This window comes from Bradyrhizobium sp. 14AA, assembly GCF_054185205.1.
This window is the reverse complement of sequence record NZ_JAVAYM010000023.1, coordinates 83,160-101,027: the sequence shown is the minus strand read 5'-3', so window position 1 is coordinate 101,027 and position 17,868 is coordinate 83,160. Positions and strand designations below refer to the sequence as shown.

Here is a 17,868-nt window from a genome sequence, read left to right as displayed (position 1 = left end):
CGGCTTTCCGCGTACCCGGTCAGACCTTCTCGACCTGACCGAATTCCAGTTCGACCGGCGTGGCGCGGCCGAAGATCGACACCGCGACCTTCACGCGCGAGCGCGCCTCGTCGATTTCCTCGACCACACCCGAGAACGAAGCGAACGGGCCGTCGGCCACGCGCACGTTCTCGCCGATCTCGAACGACACCGACGCCTTCGGCCGCTCCACGCCCTCCTGCACCTGGTGCAGGATGCGCATGGCTTCGGCTTCCGAGATCGGCATCGGCTTGTTTTCCGCGCCGAGGAAGCCCGTGACCTTCGGCGTGTTCTTGATCAGATGAAACGCCTCGTCGGTCAGCTTCATCTTCACCAGCACGTAGCCCGGGAAGAACTTGCGCTCGGCGTCGATCTTGCGGCCGCGGCGCACTTCCGTGACCTTCTCGGTCGGAACCAGCACCAACTCGAACAGTTCCTCGAGCCCGCGCTGCTTGGCCTGCTCGCGAATCGATTCAGCGACCTTCTTCTCGAAGTTCGAATAGGCGTGGACGATGTACCAGCGCTTGTCAGACAATTGAGCGGTTGCTGTTGCCATCAGTGAATGCCCAGAAGGAAGGTGATGAGAACACGGATAATCTGGTCGGCGGCGAAGAAGAAGATCGAGGCCACGGCGACCATGACGAACACCATGATGGTGGTGATCGTCGTCTCACGACGGGTCGGCCAGGTGACCTTGGCGGTCTCCGAGCGCACTTCCTGCAAGAACTTGAACGGGCTGACTGCCATCGTTTGATGTCCAACGTCCGTCGACAGACGCAAATGAATTTCAGGGATCCGAACAGCCGCCGTTGGCCCAGCCCTCTGTCTCGAAGGATGAGCCGGGAACCGGGCTCGATTGTTCGGGGATTTCAAAGCCGCGCCGGAGATCCGCGTCTAACGGGCCGGCTGCGAGTGCGGGGTATCTACTGCGGATGGGACCAAACGTCAAGGTAGCGGCGCGCCCGGCAAGCGTCCCCTCGCGCCCGGAGGACGACGTCAGAGGCCATGCGAATCAACGGCTTACCGAGCCGGGCCACGCGACCTTCTGACGCCTGAGCCGGCCGGTCTGTCCAGCTCGCCCCTCACAGCCCCCGGACGACCGTCAGTCGGCCCGGTCGACCATCGCGACACCGGGCAGCGGCACCACGAACTTTCCGCCCTCGGCGAAATAGCGGGCGTGCTTGGCCCGGATTGGGTCCACATAGCGCCAGGCGAAGACGACGACGAACGCCGGCTTGCGCTCGTAGAGGGCGGCAGGCGGCAGGATCGGGATATCGTAGCCCGGCCCGGCCATGACGTTCCCCTTCTTCGGGTCATCGTCCACCAGGAAGTCGATCTTTCCCTCCAGGCCGAACTGCGGCAGCAGGGTCGTGGTGCCTACGGAAACACCATAGCCGGCAACGAGTTGACCGCGCGCATGGGCAGCATCGGCCATCGCGACGAGTTCGTCACGGATGGCGGCGATCCTCTTCACATAGGGCGCATAATAAGCCGGCTGGTCGACGCCGAGCCGCTCTTCCTCGGCAACGAAGCGCGCGACCTCCGCGGACGGCTTCTTCGCGCCGCCGGCGCGCTGCACGGTCACGCGGATCGAGCCACCCTTGGTCCAGATGTGCTGGACATCGATCAGCTCCATGCCGAGCCGGGCAAAGAAACGGATCAGCGGCTTGATGTTAAAATACGACAGATGCTCGTGATAGACGGTGTCGAGAAGGTTCTTCTCGGTGACGTCGACGCCATACTGCGTCTCGAACACGAACAGTCCGTCCGGCGCCAGCACGTCGCGAACCCCGATCACCAGCGGATCGAGGTTGTCGACATTGGCGATCATGTTGTTGGCGATCACGACGCTCGCCGCGCCGTGGCTCTGCAGAATGCGGTGACCGATGGCATCGGTGAAGAAGTCGCCGATGGTCTCGATCCCCGATTCGGTCGCACGCCGCGCAATGTCGACGGCGGGGTCGACGCCCAGCACCCGCATGCCGCGCTCCTTGAAGAAGCCGAGCAGCGATCCGTCGTTGCTGCCGAGTTCGACGACCAGCGAGCCGGGCGCGATGCCGAAGCGGCTGACGACGTCGTTGGCATAGCCTGCGAAATGCTCCCGCAGGCCGAGCGACAGCGAGGTGGTGTAGACGTAGTTTCGGTACTGGATCTCCGGATTGCCGACATGGAGAATCTGGAGGTGGCCGCAATCCCTGCACAGGTGCAGCGCCATCGGCACCGCGGCCCGGAACACGGGATCGTCGACACTGGCCTCCGGCACCTGGAAGTTCGGCGTGCCGATCGGCATGCCGGCCATGGGCACGACCAGCTCTTGCTTGTCGGAGTGACAGAGGCGGCAGGTTTGGCGGACGTAGAACAGGTTTTTCATCATGGAACCGGAAAACGGAGACATGCGCGCGGGTGAGACATTCCCACCCTGTGGAGATCAGATCGACTGCAATGGTTCAAGGGGTCAAGGGTGGCTCGATACCTCCTCGGCCTTCGCCAGCCCGTAGTTCGGCGATTCTTCCGCAGCCTTCGCCGCTTTGTCCGCTGAATACGAGCCGCGCTCCGCGCTTGACAGCCAGATCACGCCGCCTGCGAGACCGACGATAACGCTGACGGCACCCAGCAGGAGCGAAACCGACAGTGCCTCCTCGGAAGGAACGCCGGCAAGACCAAGACAGGCGACCATCGCCCCCTCGCGAACGCCCCACCCGCTGATCGAAATCGGAACCGCTGTCAGCAGGATCACCGGCGGAATCAGGATACCGGCGTCCAGCACCGAGAGCTGCGCTCCGACGCCGCGCGCGAGGGCAAAGCAGGCCGCCGCCGTCACGAGATGAATGAGGAGCGCCGATCCGAACAGCACACCGCGGCGCTCGGACTGCAGGAGAAGAAACCTGACGAGTGTTCCGAACCGAACGAAGCTTGCGATCGCGGGAAGCGAGATCAGTCGCTTCGGCAGGCGATCGAGCGTCAACAGGACCACGGTGCCGGCGACGCCCGCCAGCGTCAGCCCGCCGATGGCCAGGATCGCAGCCTGATTCGATACGCGCGACAGCAGGAACGGCAACCCGGCCACCATCAGCACGATCAGCCCGATCAACGCCGTGAAACGGTCTGCCGCGACCCCTTTGACCGCCTCCGACCACTGCACGCCACGCTGGCGCAGCAGCCACATCCGCACCGCGTCGCCGCCGACCGACGACGGCAGCACTTGATTGAACCAGAGGCTGATCATGAGGATCCGCCAGCCGCCGAGCCAGTCCAGCGACACGCCGAGCGCGCGCATGATCAGCTCCCACCGGCCGTTGAGCACGAAGGTCTGAAAGAAGATCAGCGCCAGCGCGACGACGAACAGCAGCGGATCGACGGAGACGAGATGGTTGCGCAACTGGCGCAGGTCGAGCCCGCGCGCGATGTAGACCAGCACGGCGATCGACAGCAGCAGCTTCACCGAAAACAGGGCCGCCTGCTTGTACCGCGACTGCATCGGATGCCAGCCTCAGGACGCCGGATATTCCGCACGACCGATGACGAGGTCGATTGCGGCCATCATCCAGAACTGGTGCGTGGTCTCGACGATGTTGTAGCTGCGGCTGTCGGCCCAGAAATTGACGTCGCCGAGAGTGCGCAGCGGATTGTCCGCATTCATGCCCGACAGCGTGATCACGGCGAGCTTCATCGCGCGCGCCTGAGCGACCGCATTGAGGATGTTCTTCGAACGCCCCGACGAGCTGATCGCGACCAGGCAGTCGCCGGCGCGGGCGCTCAACCGCACGGCGTGCGCGATCCAGTCCTCGAATCCGTAATCGTTGGCAAGGCACGACATCATGCTCGCATCGCTGAAGCACAGTGCGGGCACCGAGGCGTTCTTCGCCAGATCGATCGCCAGATGCGAAGCGATGCCGGCCGAGCCGCCGTTACCGATGAAGATGACGCGACCGCCCTGCTCGCGCGCGCGCAACCAGGCCGCGCGCGTGGCGGAGATGCTGGCAAAAACACCGTCGTCAACCGCCGTCGCGCGATGGAGGCGCCCCACGTAATCGTCGAGGAAAGCCTTGTGATCGGGATCGACGGACTCGGCGGGCATGGGCTGGCGGCTCGATTGCAACATGACCGGGTGATACCGGCTATTACCAAGGATTGCAAAGGTATAATACTTGCAAAGTTTGCGGGCGGCTGGTAGTCGGCTTCGGGTTTCACTCAACATTGGCGAGCCTATTTCGCTGGGCATTCGCGTCACGGATGTTCCCCATGAAATGCATCGTTACCGGCGGCGCCGGCTTCATTGGAAGTCACCTCGTCGATCGACTCCTCGATGACGGCCACGAGGTCATCGCGCTCGACAATTTCGTCATCGGACGCCCGGAGAATCTGGCCGCACGCGCCAATTCGAGCCAGTTGAAGGTCGTGCGGGCCGACGTCACCGACCTCGAATCGATCAAGCCGCATTTCGCCGGTGTCGATTGGGTGTTCCATCTCGCGGCGCTGGCCGACATTGTTCCCTCGATCGAGTCGCCGATTCCCTATCATCGCGCCAATGTCGACGGCACGGTCAACGTTCTCGAGGCAGCGCGGCACGCCGGTGTCAGGCGCTTCGTCTATGCGGCGTCGTCCTCCTGCTACGGCATTCCCGACGTCTATCCGACGCCGGAGAGCGCCGAGATCCGGCCGATGTATCCCTATGCGCTCACCAAGAATCTCGGCGAGCAGTGCGTCATGCACTGGTGCCAGGTCTACAAGCTGCCCGCGGTCGCGCTGCGCCTGTTCAACGTCTACGGCCCGCGCCATCGTACCACCGGCACCTACGGCGCCGTGTTCGGTGTCTTCATGGCGCAGAAGCTCGCCGGCAAGCCGTTCACGGTGGTCGGTGATGGCGAGCAGACTCGCGACTTCACCTTCGTCAGCGACGTCGCCGACGCCTTCGTGACCGCCGCGCGCTCCGATGTCTCGCACGAAATATTCAACGTCGGCTCGGACAACACCTACAGCGTCAACCGGCTGGTCGAGCTTCTCGGCGGCGACAAGGTCCACATTCCCAAGCGTCCCGGCGAGCCCGACTGCACCTACGCCGACATCACAAAGATCAAGCGGGTTCTGAAATGGACGCCGAAGGTGAAGTTCGAGGACGGCGTCGCGACGATGCTGAAGTCGATGGACCAGTACAAGGATGCTCCCCTGTGGACGGTGGACAAGATCGCCGACGCCACCAAGGACTGGTTCAAATATCTCGGTGACGACAACGATGCGGCTCCCGGCGCCGCGCAGAAGGCAAGCCACTGAACAGGTTCGCCGGATATCGTTGCAGCGAGTCGATCAATTCCGGGCCGACCGGCTGAGGCCGACCGGCGCTTTGGGTAATACAAATGGGTAATGCTCCGACAGACAAGACGGCCGTGCATCCGGCACCGCACGAGAAGATCAAGTCGATCGAGGAACTGGGCGAGATCGCGCGGGCCGCGCAAGCCGAGGGCCGCACCGTTGCGCTCTGCCACGGCGTGTTCGATCTCGTGCATCTCGGCCACGTCCGGCACATCCTGGCGGCGCGCAACGAGGCCGATGTGGTCATCGTGACCACCACCGCCGACCGTTTCGTCAACAAGGGCCCGGGACGGCCGATCTTTCCGGAGAACATGCGCGCCGAGATGCTGGCCGCGCTCGGCACGGTCGATTGGGTCGGCATCAACCGGACCTCCAGCGCCGAGCCGGTCCTCGATACCGTGCGCCCCGACATCTATGTGAAGGGCTCGGACTACGAAAACCCCGAAGATGACGTCACCGGCAAGATCGCAACCGAGCGCGAGGCCGTCGAGCGCCATGGCGGCCGCATCGTCTTCACGCGCGACGTCACCTTCAGTTCGTCCTCGCTGCTGAACCGCTACTTCGACATCTACGATCCCCCTCTGCGCGACTACCTCCAGAAGGTACGCGAAGGCGGTGGCGCCGAACGCCTGCTGAAGCTGATCGACAAGATCCAGGACATGCACGTCGTGCTGGTCGGAGACACGATCATCGACGAGTACCAGTACGTCACGGCACTCGGAAAGGCGTCCAAGGAGAACATCGTCGCGACCCTGTTCAAGAATGGCGAGCAATTTGCCGGCGGCGTCATTGCCGCGGCCAATCACGTGGCGAGCTTCTGCAAGTCGGTCGAGATCGTCACGACGCTGGGCGGCAACGACTACCCGGAAGAGTTCATTCGCGCGCACGTCCGCCCGAATGTCACGCTGACGCCGATCCGCGTTCAGGGCCGTCCGACGACCCGAAAATTGCGGTATGTCGAGATGGGTTATCTGCACAAGCTGTTCGAAGTCTACACCATGGACGACACGCCGCTCGACGAGACCGCGCGCAAGGAGATCGACAAGGTCACCGCGGAACGCGTGCGGGACGCAGACGTGGTGATCGTCACCGATTTCGGTCACGGCATGATCGCATCCAGCACGATCGACACGCTGATCGCGAACTCCAAGTTCCTGGCGGTCAACGCCCAGAGCAACAGCGGAAATCACGGCTACAATCTGGTCACGAAGTATCCGCGGGCCGACTACATCTGCATCGACGCGCCGGAAGCGCGGCTGGCCGCCACCGACAAGTTCAACGACATCGCCTCCGTCATCGAGGGCGGCCTGCACGGCAAGATCGACTGCGACAACATGATCATCACGCACGGCTCCTTCGGCTGTTACCCCTTCTCGTCGAAGACCGGCGTCGCGCGCGTGCCCGCTTTCACCAAGACCGTCGTCGACACCGTCGGCGCCGGCGACGCCTTCCTGACGATCACGGCGCCGCTGGTTGCCGCCGGCGGCAACATCGAGGACGTCGCCTTCATCGGCAACGCCGCAGGCGCGATCAAGGTCGGCATCGTCGGCCACCGCAGCTCGGTCGAGAAGGCGCCGCTCGTCAAATTCGTCACCGCGTTGTTGAAGTAGCGCGAACGCCAAATTCTGGAGAACGACAGTGATTGATCAGAAATGGAACGTGATGGTCACCGGTGGCGCCGGCTATGTCGGCAGCGTGCTGGTTCCCCAGTTGCTGGCGGCGGGCCACAAGGTCACCGTGCTCGACCTGTTCATGTACGGCGAATCCGTCTTCGACGCGGTTCGCAACAACCCGAACCTTCGCCTGATCAAGGGCGACATCCGCGATGAGGCCGCGATCAACGAGGCGCTGCGCGGCAACAACGCGGTGATCCACCTCGCCTGCATCTCCAACGACCCCTCGTTCGAGCTGGACCCGGGCCTCGGCAAGTCGATCAACTACGACTGCTTCCGTCCGATGGTGCGCGCCGCGAAGAAGGCGGGCATCAAGCGCTTCATCTATGCTTCCTCCTCCAGCGTCTACGGCATCAAGGACGAGGCCGAGGTGACCGAGGAGCTGTCCTGCGAGCCGCTCACGGACTACTCGAAGTTCAAGGCGATGTGCGAGACCGATCTTGCCGAGGAGGCCGCCTCCGGCTTCGTCGCCTGCACCGTTCGTCCCGCCACCGTCTGCGGCTACGCACCGCGGCAGCGGCTCGACGTGGTCGTCAACATCCTGACCAATCTCGCGGTCAACACCGGCCGCATCCGCGTGTTCGGCGGGACGCAGCGCCGGCCCAATCTGCACATCGAGGACATGTCCGCGGCCTATCTGTTCCTGCTCCAGCAGGACGATGCGAAGATCGACGGCAAGACCTACAATATCGGCTACGAGAACCACTCGCTGATGAAGATCGCCGACATCGTCAAGTCGGTGGTCGGAAACAATGTCGACGTCGTGGTCGAGCCGACCGACGATCTGCGCTCCTACCACGTGTCTTCCGAAAAGATTCGCCGCGAGCTCGGCTTTGCGCCGACGCACACGATCGAACAGGCCGTGTCCGGACTGGTGGATGCCTTCAAGGCCGGCCGCCTGCCGAACTCGCTCAACGATCCCCGGTACTTCAACATCAAGATGATGCAGAACATCAGCCTGAAGTGAGCGGCGTGCGGATCGGCATCGATTTCGACAACACGATCATCTGCTACGACAAGGTCTTCGCCGCCGTCGCACGCCAGCGCGACCTGGTGCCGGAGGGCTGGGAGGGGCTGAAGACCGATGTGCGGGATCACCTGCGGTCCCGCACGGGTGGCGAACTCGCCTGGCAAGGCCTGCAAGGCTTCGTCTACGGCAAGGGAATTGGCGGCGCGGAAATCTATCCGGGCGTGCGGGAATTCCTGGCGGCGTGCCGACAGGCTGGCGCGAAGGTGTACATCGTCAGCCACAAGACCCGATTCGGTCATCAGGACCCCGACCACACCGATCTGCGTGAGGCCGCTCGCGGCTGGCTGCGTAGCGCCGGCCTGATCGACGCTTCGGATGCGGCGGTGGCCGCCGGCGCTGTTTACTTCGAGGACACGATGGCCGCCAAAGTCGAAAGACTCGCGAGCCTGGAGCTCGACGTGTTCATCGATGATCTCGTCGAGGTCTTCGAGCAACCGCATTTCCCGAAGGCGACGCGGGCGATCCTGTTCACGCGGTCGCAGCCTCCCCACCCCGAACACTGCAAGCCGATCGCGACGTGGGCCGGCATCCGCCACGAGGTGTTTGCGGAATGAGCGAGCCCGACATCAGCGTGCCGGATGCGATCGCGATTGGCAGCCGCTTGGCCGGAGCACCGGTCGCGGCCGCCCAGCCGGCGCGATCCGGCGGCAACAACAGGGTGTTTCGGCTGGAGATGACTGAGGGACCGCCCCTCGCGCTCAAGCATTATCCGTCCGACGGACGCGATCGCCTGGGACAGGAATATGACGCGCTGTCGTTTCTGTCGCGCCACGGCATCTTGTCGACGCCGCGGCCGATCGGAAAGGACGCGGATGCGTTCTGCGCGCTGTATCAATGGTTCGACGGTGAAGCGGCGGTCGTGCGCCCTCAGGACGGCGATGCCGATCAGCTGGCCGATTTCCTGATCGAGCTGCAGAAGCTGCGCAACGCCGATGGCGCGCAGAATTTGCGCAACGCCTCGGCCAGCATCTTTTCGCCGGAGGAAGCCATTGCCCAGTATGAGCAGCGGCTGGACGGACTGAGGCGGGCCTCTGCCAACCATCCGGACTTGCGCGCCTTCATGGACGACAGCCTGGTTCCCAGCACCGCCATCGCAATTCGGCGACTCCGCCGCCGCTATGCGGAACTTGGCCTGGATCCCGCAGCGGACCTGGCGCCCGCGCATCGCGCATTGAGCCCCTCCGATTTCGGGCTGCACAATGCACTGCGCAGCGAAGACGGCCGGCTGCGATTCATCGACTTCGAATATTTCGGCTGGGATGATCCGGTCAAGCTCGTGTCCGACACCGCGCTTCACCCTGGTAGCGATCTACCCGAAGCCAAAGCAAATCGGTTGACCGAACGCCTCACGCAAGCTTTCGCCGCTAAAGATGACGCGTTTGCGATCCGTCGTGACGTACTGTATCCTGTATTCGGGGCGATTTGGTGCCTGATTGTCCTGAATGCCTATTTGCCGGAAAGCCGCTCCCGGCGCGCCTTGGCTGCGCAAGGTGGCGACCTGACGGTCCGCCTTGCCGGTCAGCTCGACAAAGCCCGACGGCTCCATCAAACGATTTGCCAACGTGATCCAGATCTCACCCCACGCTGAAGCCGCCCTCACCTGCACGCTGGACGAGCGCAGCCTTTACTTGCGTCGCCTGGTCCTCGGTTCCGTCCGTTCGGCGGGACGCGGACATGTCGGTCCTGCCCTGTCGCTGATCGAGATGGTCCGCGTGCTCTATGACGACATCCTGCGGATCGATCCGCAGAACCCGCGCGATCCGAATCGAGACCGCGCGATCCTCAGCAAGGGACACGGTTGCCTGGCGCTCTATGCGCTGTTGGCCGATCGCGGCTTCTTCCCGCTGTCGGAGCTCGACGGGTTTTGCGGCCCCGACAGCATCCTGGGCGGACATCCCGAATACGGCATGGTGCCGGGCGTCGAGGCCTCGACCGGCGCGCTCGGACATGGCCTGTCGATCGGTGTCGGCCTTGCGCTCGCCGCACGCATGCGCGAGCGCAGCTACCGGACCTTCGTGCTGCTCGGCGACGGCGAGATCAACGAAGGATCGGTGTGGGAAGCTGCGATGGGCGCGGCCAAGCACGGACTCGACAATCTGGTCGCGCTGATCGACTACAACAAGCTCCAGAGCTACGGACCCACCGACTACGTGCTGCCGCTGGAGCCGCTCGCGGACAAATGGCGCAGCTTCGGCTTTGCCGTGCAGGAGCTCAACGGCCACGACGTCGGCGCCCTGCGCACCGTCCTCAAGCAGATCCCGGCCGTTCCGGGCAAGCCCACCGCGATCATCTGCCATACCGTCAAGGGCAAGGGTCTGCCGCCCGCAGAGTCCAACGCCGATTGGCATCACAAGAACAAGCTGACCGACAGCGAGCTCGACGCCATCCGCGTCGCTGTCGGCGATTTTTGATCGGCTCCCCATGCGCAACACCGCGATGAACATGGTCCACAAGCTCGCCACGCGCGACGAGCGGGTGCTTTACATCGGCTCCGATCCCGGCGCGGGCACTCTGCGCGCGATGAGCAAGGAGTTTCCCAAGCGCCATCTGATCGAAGGCATTTCGGAAGCACACATCATCGGCATGTCGGCCGGCCTCGCGATGGAGGGCTTCGTGCCCTACGTCAACACCATCGCGACCTTCCTCACCCGCCGCTGCTACGAGCAGGTGGCGGTCGATCTCTGCCTGCACAATCTGCCGGTGCGGCTGATCGCCAACGGCGGCGGGCTGGTCTATGCGCCGCTCGGTCCCACCCATCAGGCGATCGAGGATATCGCCATCATGCGGGCGTTGCCGAACATGACGGTGATCTGCCCGTGCGATGCCGACGAGGCGGCCCGCATGATGGAGCAGACGCTCGACTGGACCGGGCCGATCTACATCCGGCTCGGCAAGGGCGGCGACGCCATCGTCTCCAAGGCCGAGCACGGCTTTGAGATCGGCAAGGCCATCCTGATGCGCCCACCGGGCGACGTCCTCATGGTAACCACCGGCATCATGCTTCAGCGCGCCCTCGCTGCGGCCGACCTGCTGGCCGCGCAAGGCATTCGCTCCGGCATCCTGCACATGCATACCGTCAAGCCGCTCGACACCGAGGCGCTGTTGCAGGCGATCCGCGGCACCAATCTCGTGGCGACGCTCGAGGAGCATGTCCCCTCCGGCGGCCTCGGCAGCGCGGTCGCGGAGACGTTGATCGACAAGCTCGGATCGGGCCTGCCGGCGATGCTGCGGCTGTCGCTGCCGGACCGCTTCATGCACAATTACGGCTCGCAGGACTCGCTGCTGAAGAAGCACGGACTTTCCGCCAACGCCATTGCGACCTCGATCGAGCATGCGCTCGCGGCGTCGCGCACCTCCTCTCCTCAACTTCATTCCACCTGACGGGTCACATGTACGACGTTCGATATTCCTATCTGCTCGAGCAATTCTCCGATCCTGCCCCGATCCTGGCCGAAATCGGCCGCCTGGTGGCGACCGGTGACTTCACCCTTGGCAAGCCCGTCGCCGAATTCGAGCGGCGTTTCGCCGAGCTGATCGGCGTGCGTCACGCCATCGGCGTCGGATCAGGCACCGACGCGCTGAAGCTGCCGCTCAAGGCGCTCGGCATCGGCCATGGCGACGAGGTCATCACCGCCGCCAATACGTTCATCGCCACCGTCGGCGCCATCGCGGAGACCGGTGCGACGCCGGTGCTGGTCGACTGCGACGATTCCTTCTGCATGAACGTCGACTATGTCGAAGCAGCCATCACCAAGAAGACCAAGGCGATCATGCCGGTTCAGTTGACCGGCGAGGTCACCGACATGGGCAAGCTCATGGCGATCGCCCAGCGTCACAACCTGCCCGTCGTCGAGGATGCCTGCCAGGGCATCCTGTCAGAGTTCGCCGGCAAGCGCTCCGGCACCCACGGCATCGCGGCCGGCTTCTCCCTGCATCCGCTCAAGAACCTCAACGTCTGGGGCGATGCCGGCGTCGTCGTCACCAATGACGACGGGATGAACGAGAAGCTCCGCCTGATCCGCAACCATGGCATGAAGAACCGCGACGAGATCGCGATCCTCGGCTGCAATTCGCGGCTCGATTCCCTCCAGGCCGTCGTCGGCAACTGGCTGATCGGCCAGACCGGCGAGATCACGCGGCGCAGGATCGAGAACGCGGCCTATTACGATGCGGGCCTCGCCGGCCTTCCCGGCCTGCGCATCCCCCAGCGTCGGCCCAACGTGAAGCACGTCTACCATCTCTACATGGTGTTCGCCGAACGCCGCGACGAGCTTTACCAGTACTGCCTGGACAACGGCATCGAAGCCAAGATCCACTATCCCATTCCGCTGTATCAGCAGGAAGGGCTCAAGCATCTCGGTTACGCCCCGGGGACATTCCCGGTCACCGACCGCCATGCCAAGGAAGTCATCAGCTTCCCCGTGGACCAGCATCTGACGCGTGCCCAGCAGGACCGCGTCATCGAAACCGTTCGGAAGTTCTGCCATGGACGCTGACACCGGCCGCCGGCGCATCGGCTACGTCAATCTTCCCGCCCAGTTCGAGGAAGAACGCGGCGAGATCATGCAGGCGGTCGAGGGCGTGTTTTCCCGCGGCGATTTCATCGGCGGGGCTGCGGTCGGAAAGCTCGAGGACGAATTGTCCGCCTATCTCGGCTCGCCGCATGTGGTGACGCTGAACTCCGGCACCGATGCGCTGATCCTCGCCATGCGGGCGCTCGACATCGGCCCCGGCGACGAGGTGATCACCCCGCCGAATTCGTTCGTGGCATCGACCGCCGCGATCATCGCGGTCGGTGCGACGCCGGTCTTTGCGGACGTGCTGCCGGACCAGAACATCGACCCGGCCGCGGTCGAGGCCGCCGTCACGTCGCGGACCAAGGCGATCATGCCGGTGCACCTGACCGGGCGCATGGCCGACATGAACCCGCTGATGGCGATCGCGAGCAAGCACGCTCTCGCCGTGATCGAGGACAGCGCGCAAGCCGTCGGTTCGACCTATGACGGACGGATGAGCGGCACCATCGGGACGTTCGGCTGCTTCTCCGCGCATCCGCTGAAGAATCTCAATGCCGCGGGCGACGCCGGCTTCCTCGTCACCGCCGACGCCGAACTCGCCGCACGAATTCGCCGCCTTCGCAATCACGGCCTGATCAACCGCAGCGACGTCCAGGAATGGGGCCTCGTGTCGCGGCTCGACACGCTGCAGGCCGAGGTGCTGCGCATTCGCCTGCGCCACCTGCCCTCGGTGATCGAACGCCGGCGGCGCAACGCTGCGCAATACCGCGCCGAGCTCGCAGGCCTGCCGCTGTTCATTCCGCCCTGCCGCAACATCGAGTTCAACACCTTCCACACCTTCGTCGTGCAGACCGACCGCCGCAACGATTTCCAGAAATATCTTGCCGACAAGGGCATCGAGACCGCGATCCACTACCCGGTCCCGATCCATCTGCAGCCGGCCGCAGCGCATCTGGGCCAGGGGCGCGGCGCGTTTCCGGTGACCGAGCGGCAGGCGGACCAGATCCTGACCCTTCCCATCAACCAGTTCCTCTCGGCCGCCGATATCAGCCATATCTGCGCGACCGCCCGGGAGTACTTTGCATGACGGATACGGACTTCCTCCAGGCCGACGAGCAGGCGCTGGCGCAGCGCTTCATCGACGACGGCTTTGTCACCACGCCGGCCGACGACCGCGCCGGGCTCGACCGCATCCAGCGGCGCGCCGCCGAGCTCGCGGCGGACTATCTGAAGCTGCCGCACAGCAACGATCCCTACGCGATGCTGGATACCGTCCACACGCGCGTGAGCGTGGACGATCTCAATGGCCTCCGGCTGCACGTCTTCAACGGCCTCAACGCCGAGGCCTGGTTCCGGCCGACCTATTTCCGTCTGGCGCGCTCGACGATCGAGACCATCGTCGGCAATGAGCTCTGCATGCAGCGCCGCGTCAATCTCAGCATCCAGATGCCCGGCGACAGCTCGTCGCTGCTCGCCACCCATTCCGACGTGTGGTCGGGCGACTCGCCGTTCGAGGTCGTGGTGTGGGTGCCGCTGGTGGACGTTCACCGCACTAAGGCGATGTATCTGCTGCCCCCGTCCCTGAACGGCGACATACAGGACCGGATGGCGAGCCTGCGCAGCGCCGAGGAGCTGTACAAGACAATCAAGCCGCACGCGACCTTCATCGAGATTCCCTACGGTCACGTGATGCTGTTCAACCAGACCCTGATGCACGGCAATCGCGTCAACGAGGAGCCCGGCACGCGCTGGAGCATGAACTGCCGGTTCAAGAGCATCATGTCGCCCTACGCGGACAAGCGCTTCGGCGAGTTCTTCGAGCCGATCCTGCTCCGCCCGGCGACACGGGTCGGCATGCAATACAAACTGCCGGGAGGCTTCCATGGCTGAGCGAGCTGGCCATCGCGGCTACATCGGCGCACGTCCCCTGAACGGCAGCCGCTCCCCGCAGCACGTCCAGAACATCGTGATCCGCGACTACGCGCGGCGGAAGAACCTGCAATACCTGCTCAGCGCCGTCGAGCACATCATGCCCGGCAGCTACATGGTGCTCGAGGACATCCTGGACGAGCTGCCCCGCCTGAACGGCCTGATCCTCTACAGCATCTTCATGCTGCCGCCCGACGAGGCACGGCGCCGGCAGATCTACGACCGCGTGCTGCGCGAGGGCTGTGATCTGCACGCGGCCGTGGAGGAGATCACGCTCTCGTCGCAGAAGGACATCCAGGCCGTCGAGGACATCCTGCTCGTGAACAAATTCGCGACCATTCTGTGACGATGCCGCGGGTCGATTGACGATCATGGCCGAGATCAACCTGCTCCAGCCGATGCACGCATCGACCAAGCGGAACTACGTTCAGCGCGTGGTCGAGCATGACAAGGCGGAATCGGCGACCGTGGCGCGGCAATGGGGGCCCGACTACTGGGACGGCGACCGCCGTTATGGCTATGGCGGCTATCGCTACGACGGACGGTGGCGTCCGCTCGCACAGACCCTGATCGACCGCTATGGCATCAAGCCGGGCATGAGCGTGCTCGATGTCGGCTGCGGCAAGGGCTATTTGCTCTACGAATTCACCCAGCTTGTTCCCGACCTCACGATCGCCGGCATCGACATCTCCGACTATGGCATCGCCAATGCCAAGGAGGAGGTGCGGCCGCAGTTGAAGGTCGGCAGTGCCGTCGAGCTCCCCTACCCCGACCACAGCTTCGACCTCGTGGTGTCGCTGGGCGTGCTACACAACCTTCCGCTCGAGGACGTCTTCCGCGCGGTGTCGGAGATCGAGCGCGTCGGACGCGGCGCCTCGAAATATCTGATGGTGGAATCGTTCCGCAACGAGCACGAGAAGGCGAACCTGCTGTACTGGCAGCTGACTTGCCTGAGCTTCCACGGTCCGGAAACATGGGCCTGGATCTACGACAAATGCGGATACCGGGGCGACCATGGGTTCATCTTCTTCGAATGAGGCGGCCGGCCAGCGCCGACCGCTGCGCCCGCAAAATCCGGAAGTCTATTATTCGGACGACGCCATCGTCACCGCGGACGATGCCACGATCGCGGAACTGAAGCGCATCGCCGCCGGCAACCCGCGTCTGCGCAGCAGGCTGTGCACGCATCCGGATCCCTCGTCCGGCCTGCACGAGATGCTGATCGTGCATCATCGCGAGGCCTATGTGCGGCCCCACAAGCACTTTGGCAAACCGGAATCGTTTCACGTGATCGAGGGCACCGCGCTGGTCGTCATCTTCGAGGACGACGGCCGGATTCGCGACGTGCTCGAAATGGCGCCCTACGGCCAGGGCAAGCGCTGCTACTACCGGATGCCCGAACAGGTCTTCCACTCGATCCTGATCACCTCGGAATGGCTGGTGTTCCACGAAACCACCGCCGGTCCGTTCGATCCCTCCCGCACGGCATTTCCCGAGTGGGCGCCCGACGGCAGCGATGCCGCCGCGGTCCAGGACTACGTCACGAGGATTGGTACGCTCGCCGCGGAGCAGCTGGCCGATCAAAGCAAGGCATAGCGCCGTGATCGGCCCTGCCAGTTCCGGTGATCTTTACGTGAAGGCCGGCGCAGACGCAGCGATGGCCCGGTCTCACGCCCGATTGGGCATCGGATACGTCTTTCTGGCCATGGCGATCGCCGTCGTTGCGAGCCTGCCTGCGCTGTTCGCGCGCGAGGTCTTCGGCGACGACTGGACGGTCTATTACATCTATTGGACCGAGGGCGTAGCCGGCCTTGCCCGCGTCCTGCGGGAGTCGGCACACGCCGGCTTCGCGATTCCCATGACGATGTATGTCGTGCTTTTACAAGACATGCCGGATGTCGCCGCGCGGCTCGCAGGGCTCGGTTGCCACCTTGTGAACGGCATATTGCTCTACTCCATCCTCTCGCGATCATCGCATACGCGGCGCATCGCCGGATTCTTCACTGCCCTCTTCTTGCTCAGCCCGTTCTACGCAATTCGGCTGACGCAAAATGCAGTCTATGACTTCTTCCTGGTCTTCTATTTGTTGTCCTACGAATTGACCTATTCGAAGATACGAGCGCTTCGATGGGCGGCGCCGTTCAGCCTGCTTTTCTCATTGTCGCTCGAGACCCTGATCGCCCTCGAGCCGCTCCGCGTCGTGCTGGCCCGATCCGCCGGAGAGCGTTGGACGCGGACGCTCGCGCGTCTTGCCCCATTCTGGCTGGCCGTCGCGGCCATGATCGTGCTGCGGCTGACGATACTGGGCAAGAGCGGTCACTACGCCGGACAATATGGCTTCACGCCTGATTTCGCCGTCATAAAGCAGGCACTGGCTACGCATCTCTTGGCCTTCCCCCGCGGCCTCGGCTACGCTTACTCCCGCGGGTTTGCGTTTCTCGGCTACGGCCTCTCGACCGTGGTGACATTGGCCGCCATGGCCGTGTTCGTTCTGCTCTCTTCGGGCGCATCGTCGGCGCCCTGGATGCTCAAAGGCCACACGTCGACGAGAAGCGCGCTGAGATTGCTCCTGTTGGGAGCCGTGATGGCCCTCCTTGGCGCCGCGCCCTACGCGCTTGCCGGGCTTTATGGCGACATGACGCGGGGCGAAACGAGACTGCTGTTTCCATCGCAATTCGGCATCTTGATACTGATGGCCGCCCTGGTGCAGTCGATTCCGGTACAGCGTCTACGTGCAGCGGCCGCCGGTGGCGTGATCACGGTCTTCGCACTGTCGATGGCCCATGATTCCAAATGGCTGCTGTATGACGGGCTGGTTACCGGTGACATGCAGCGGCAGATTCGCGCAGCCTTGCTCGCGGATCCCGAGCCCAAGGTCGTGAAGCTCCAGGTCGCGGAGAGTAACATCATCGCGTTCCGCTCGCGATGCCTCGGGGCCAGCGACATGAATGTCGCGCAAGCGACGCTGCGTGACGAAAGTCGCGCACGATCGTTTGTCTACACCGACTATTGCGGGGATTTCACCTCGCCTGGTGCAGTCTCGCGCGGTAGCTGCTCGATTTCCTACCTCGAATTCTTCTCCTGTCCGTCCCGCCTGGAGACCTGGCGTTATCGTGCCGCGCCGGGAATTCCGCCGCCCGATGACATCGGCCTGCTCGAACTCCTGAGGGCGGTCCTCAAGGATGCGCCCTCCGCCACCGAAGGTCGGGGCGAGCTCATGCAGTTGAAGGATGGCGAGCCGATCCCCCTGGCAAGAGCCGAATATCGGCCACCCTGCCGGCGACCCGGCGTCCGCGGGGCGGCCTGGCTACTGGCGCTGCCTTCACCGGCTTGCGACGAATCGAGCGCGGGAGTTCAGTAGCGCATGCACCTCGACAGCTGCCTGAAGCCG

19 protein-coding genes are annotated in these 17,868 nt (G+C 64.0%); 14 read left to right on the top strand and 5 right to left on the bottom strand.

Features of this window, described 5'->3' with window-relative positions:
* Positions 1-19: 19 nt before the first annotated feature.
* From nusG to RAD15_RS32925, 5 genes are all read right to left on the bottom strand, one after another.
* Entirely contained in the window at positions 20-574 is a 555-nt protein-coding gene (gene nusG / locus RAD15_RS32945; protein WP_007602985.1) for a transcription termination/antitermination protein NusG, read from the bottom strand.
* Positions 574-765, bottom strand: a complete 192-nt coding sequence (gene secE / locus RAD15_RS32940) for a preprotein translocase subunit SecE (protein WP_007602984.1) — start codon at positions 763-765, stop codon at positions 574-576. The genes nusG and secE overlap by 1 nt, the downstream gene beginning before the upstream one ends.
* Before the next feature lie 355 nt (positions 766-1,120).
* Positions 1,121-2,389, bottom strand: a complete 1,269-nt coding sequence (locus RAD15_RS32935) for a methyltransferase domain-containing protein (RefSeq protein ID WP_458182659.1) — start codon at positions 2,387-2,389, stop codon at positions 1,121-1,123.
* An 84-nt stretch (positions 2,390-2,473) separates the two neighbouring features.
* Positions 2,474-3,496 carry a lysylphosphatidylglycerol synthase transmembrane domain-containing protein gene (locus RAD15_RS32930; protein ID WP_458182657.1) on the bottom strand — a complete coding sequence of 341 codons (1,023 nt, stop codon included), beginning with the start codon at positions 3,494-3,496 and terminating at the stop codon, positions 2,474-2,476.
* Between the two features lie 12 nt (positions 3,497-3,508).
* Positions 3,509-4,096, bottom strand: a complete 588-nt coding sequence (locus tag RAD15_RS32925; protein ID WP_458182655.1) for an SIS domain-containing protein — start codon at positions 4,094-4,096, stop codon at positions 3,509-3,511.
* 164 nt (positions 4,097-4,260) lie between these two features.
* On the opposite strand from RAD15_RS32925, the gene RAD15_RS32920 reads away from it, so the two are divergent.
* The 14 genes from RAD15_RS32920 (at position 4,261) to RAD15_RS32855 (ending at position 17,838) form a co-directional block, all read left to right on the top strand.
* On the top strand, positions 4,261-5,289 hold the full coding sequence (locus tag RAD15_RS32920) for an SDR family oxidoreductase (RefSeq protein WP_458182654.1): 1,029 nt from the start codon (positions 4,261-4,263) through the stop codon (positions 5,287-5,289).
* 83 nt (positions 5,290-5,372) lie between these two features.
* On the top strand, positions 5,373-6,938 hold the full coding sequence (locus RAD15_RS32915) for a PfkB family carbohydrate kinase (RefSeq protein WP_458182652.1): 1,566 nt from the start codon (positions 5,373-5,375) through the stop codon (positions 6,936-6,938).
* Between the two features lie 28 nt (positions 6,939-6,966).
* Positions 6,967-7,968, top strand: coding sequence for an NAD-dependent epimerase/dehydratase family protein (locus RAD15_RS32910; RefSeq protein WP_458182651.1), 1,002 nt, complete (start codon positions 6,967-6,969; stop codon positions 7,966-7,968).
* Positions 7,969-7,973: 5 nt separating this feature from the next.
* Positions 7,974-8,585 (top strand): hypothetical protein, encoded by a 612-nt coding sequence (locus RAD15_RS32905; protein WP_458182650.1) that lies wholly within the window; start codon positions 7,974-7,976, stop codon positions 8,583-8,585.
* The gene (locus RAD15_RS32900; RefSeq protein ID WP_458182649.1) at positions 8,582-9,619 is read left to right on the top strand and encodes an aminoglycoside phosphotransferase family protein; all 1,038 of its coding nucleotides are present in this window, start codon (positions 8,582-8,584) and stop codon (positions 9,617-9,619) included. The genes RAD15_RS32905 and RAD15_RS32900 overlap by 4 nt, the downstream gene beginning before the upstream one ends.
* Complete coding sequence (locus tag RAD15_RS32895) at positions 9,594-10,442, top strand: transketolase (RefSeq protein ID WP_458182647.1); 849 nt, start codon at positions 9,594-9,596, stop codon at positions 10,440-10,442. Before RAD15_RS32900 ends, RAD15_RS32895 begins: the two co-directional genes overlap by 26 nt.
* Before the next feature lie 10 nt (positions 10,443-10,452).
* A complete protein-coding gene (locus RAD15_RS32890) occupies positions 10,453-11,412 on the top strand; it encodes a transketolase family protein (protein ID WP_458182646.1) in 960 nt (319 codons plus the stop codon).
* Positions 11,413-11,420: 8 nt separating this feature from the next.
* The gene (locus RAD15_RS32885; protein WP_458182645.1) at positions 11,421-12,527 is read left to right on the top strand and encodes a DegT/DnrJ/EryC1/StrS family aminotransferase; all 1,107 of its coding nucleotides are present in this window, start codon (positions 11,421-11,423) and stop codon (positions 12,525-12,527) included.
* The gene (locus tag RAD15_RS32880; RefSeq protein ID WP_458182644.1) at positions 12,517-13,635 is read left to right on the top strand and encodes a DegT/DnrJ/EryC1/StrS family aminotransferase; all 1,119 of its coding nucleotides are present in this window, start codon (positions 12,517-12,519) and stop codon (positions 13,633-13,635) included. The genes RAD15_RS32885 and RAD15_RS32880 overlap by 11 nt, the downstream gene beginning before the upstream one ends.
* Complete coding sequence (locus tag RAD15_RS32875; protein WP_458182643.1) at positions 13,632-14,438, top strand: sporadic carbohydrate cluster 2OG-Fe(II) oxygenase; 807 nt, start codon at positions 13,632-13,634, stop codon at positions 14,436-14,438. The genes RAD15_RS32880 and RAD15_RS32875 overlap by 4 nt, the downstream gene beginning before the upstream one ends.
* Positions 14,431-14,823, top strand: a complete 393-nt coding sequence (locus tag RAD15_RS32870; protein ID WP_458182641.1) for an LIC12192 family sporadic carbohydrate cluster protein — start codon at positions 14,431-14,433, stop codon at positions 14,821-14,823. Before RAD15_RS32875 ends, RAD15_RS32870 begins: the two co-directional genes overlap by 8 nt.
* Positions 14,824-14,848: 25 nt before the next feature.
* Positions 14,849-15,514, top strand: coding sequence for a class I SAM-dependent methyltransferase (locus tag RAD15_RS32865; RefSeq protein ID WP_458182640.1), 666 nt, complete (start codon positions 14,849-14,851; stop codon positions 15,512-15,514).
* Entirely contained in the window at positions 15,492-16,073 is a 582-nt protein-coding gene (locus RAD15_RS32860) for a WbuC family cupin fold metalloprotein (RefSeq protein WP_458182638.1), read from the top strand. The genes RAD15_RS32865 and RAD15_RS32860 overlap by 23 nt, the downstream gene beginning before the upstream one ends.
* A 4-nt stretch (positions 16,074-16,077) precedes the next feature.
* Positions 16,078-17,838: a hypothetical protein gene (locus tag RAD15_RS32855; RefSeq protein WP_458182637.1), complete on the top strand. Its 1,761-nt coding sequence runs from the start codon at positions 16,078-16,080 to the stop codon at positions 17,836-17,838.
* Positions 17,839-17,868 lie beyond the last annotated feature (30 nt).

Bases quoted from the DNA above. Each gene is read 5' to 3' on its own strand.
- nusG (WP_007602985.1), bottom strand. From the start codon at position 574: ATGGCAACAGCAACCGCTCAATTGTCTGACAAGCGCTGGTACATCGTC.
- secE (WP_007602984.1), bottom strand. From the start codon at position 765: ATGGCAGTCAGCCCGTTCAAGTTCTTGCAGGAAGTGCGCTCGGAGACC.
- RAD15_RS32935 (WP_458182659.1), bottom strand. From the start codon at position 2,389: ATGAAAAACCTGTTCTACGTCCGCCAAACCTGCCGCCTCTGTCACTCC.
- RAD15_RS32930 (WP_458182657.1), bottom strand. From the start codon at position 3,496: ATGCAGTCGCGGTACAAGCAGGCGGCCCTGTTTTCGGTGAAGCTGCTG.
- RAD15_RS32925 (WP_458182655.1), bottom strand. From the start codon at position 4,096: ATGCCCGCCGAGTCCGTCGATCCCGATCACAAGGCTTTCCTCGACGAT.
- RAD15_RS32920 (WP_458182654.1), top strand. From the start codon at position 4,261: ATGAAATGCATCGTTACCGGCGGCGCCGGCTTCATTGGAAGTCACCTC.
- RAD15_RS32915 (WP_458182652.1), top strand. From the start codon at position 5,373: ATGGGTAATGCTCCGACAGACAAGACGGCCGTGCATCCGGCACCGCAC.
- RAD15_RS32900 (WP_458182649.1), top strand. From the start codon at position 8,582: ATGAGCGAGCCCGACATCAGCGTGCCGGATGCGATCGCGATTGGCAGC.
- RAD15_RS32890 (WP_458182646.1), top strand. From the start codon at position 10,453: ATGCGCAACACCGCGATGAACATGGTCCACAAGCTCGCCACGCGCGAC.
- RAD15_RS32885 (WP_458182645.1), top strand. From the start codon at position 11,421: ATGTACGACGTTCGATATTCCTATCTGCTCGAGCAATTCTCCGATCCT.
- RAD15_RS32880 (WP_458182644.1), top strand. From the start codon at position 12,517: ATGGACGCTGACACCGGCCGCCGGCGCATCGGCTACGTCAATCTTCCC.
- RAD15_RS32875 (WP_458182643.1), top strand. From the start codon at position 13,632: ATGACGGATACGGACTTCCTCCAGGCCGACGAGCAGGCGCTGGCGCAG.
- RAD15_RS32870 (WP_458182641.1), top strand. From the start codon at position 14,431: ATGGCTGAGCGAGCTGGCCATCGCGGCTACATCGGCGCACGTCCCCTG.
- RAD15_RS32865 (WP_458182640.1), top strand. From the start codon at position 14,849: ATGGCCGAGATCAACCTGCTCCAGCCGATGCACGCATCGACCAAGCGG.
- RAD15_RS32860 (WP_458182638.1), top strand. From the start codon at position 15,492: ATGGGTTCATCTTCTTCGAATGAGGCGGCCGGCCAGCGCCGACCGCTG.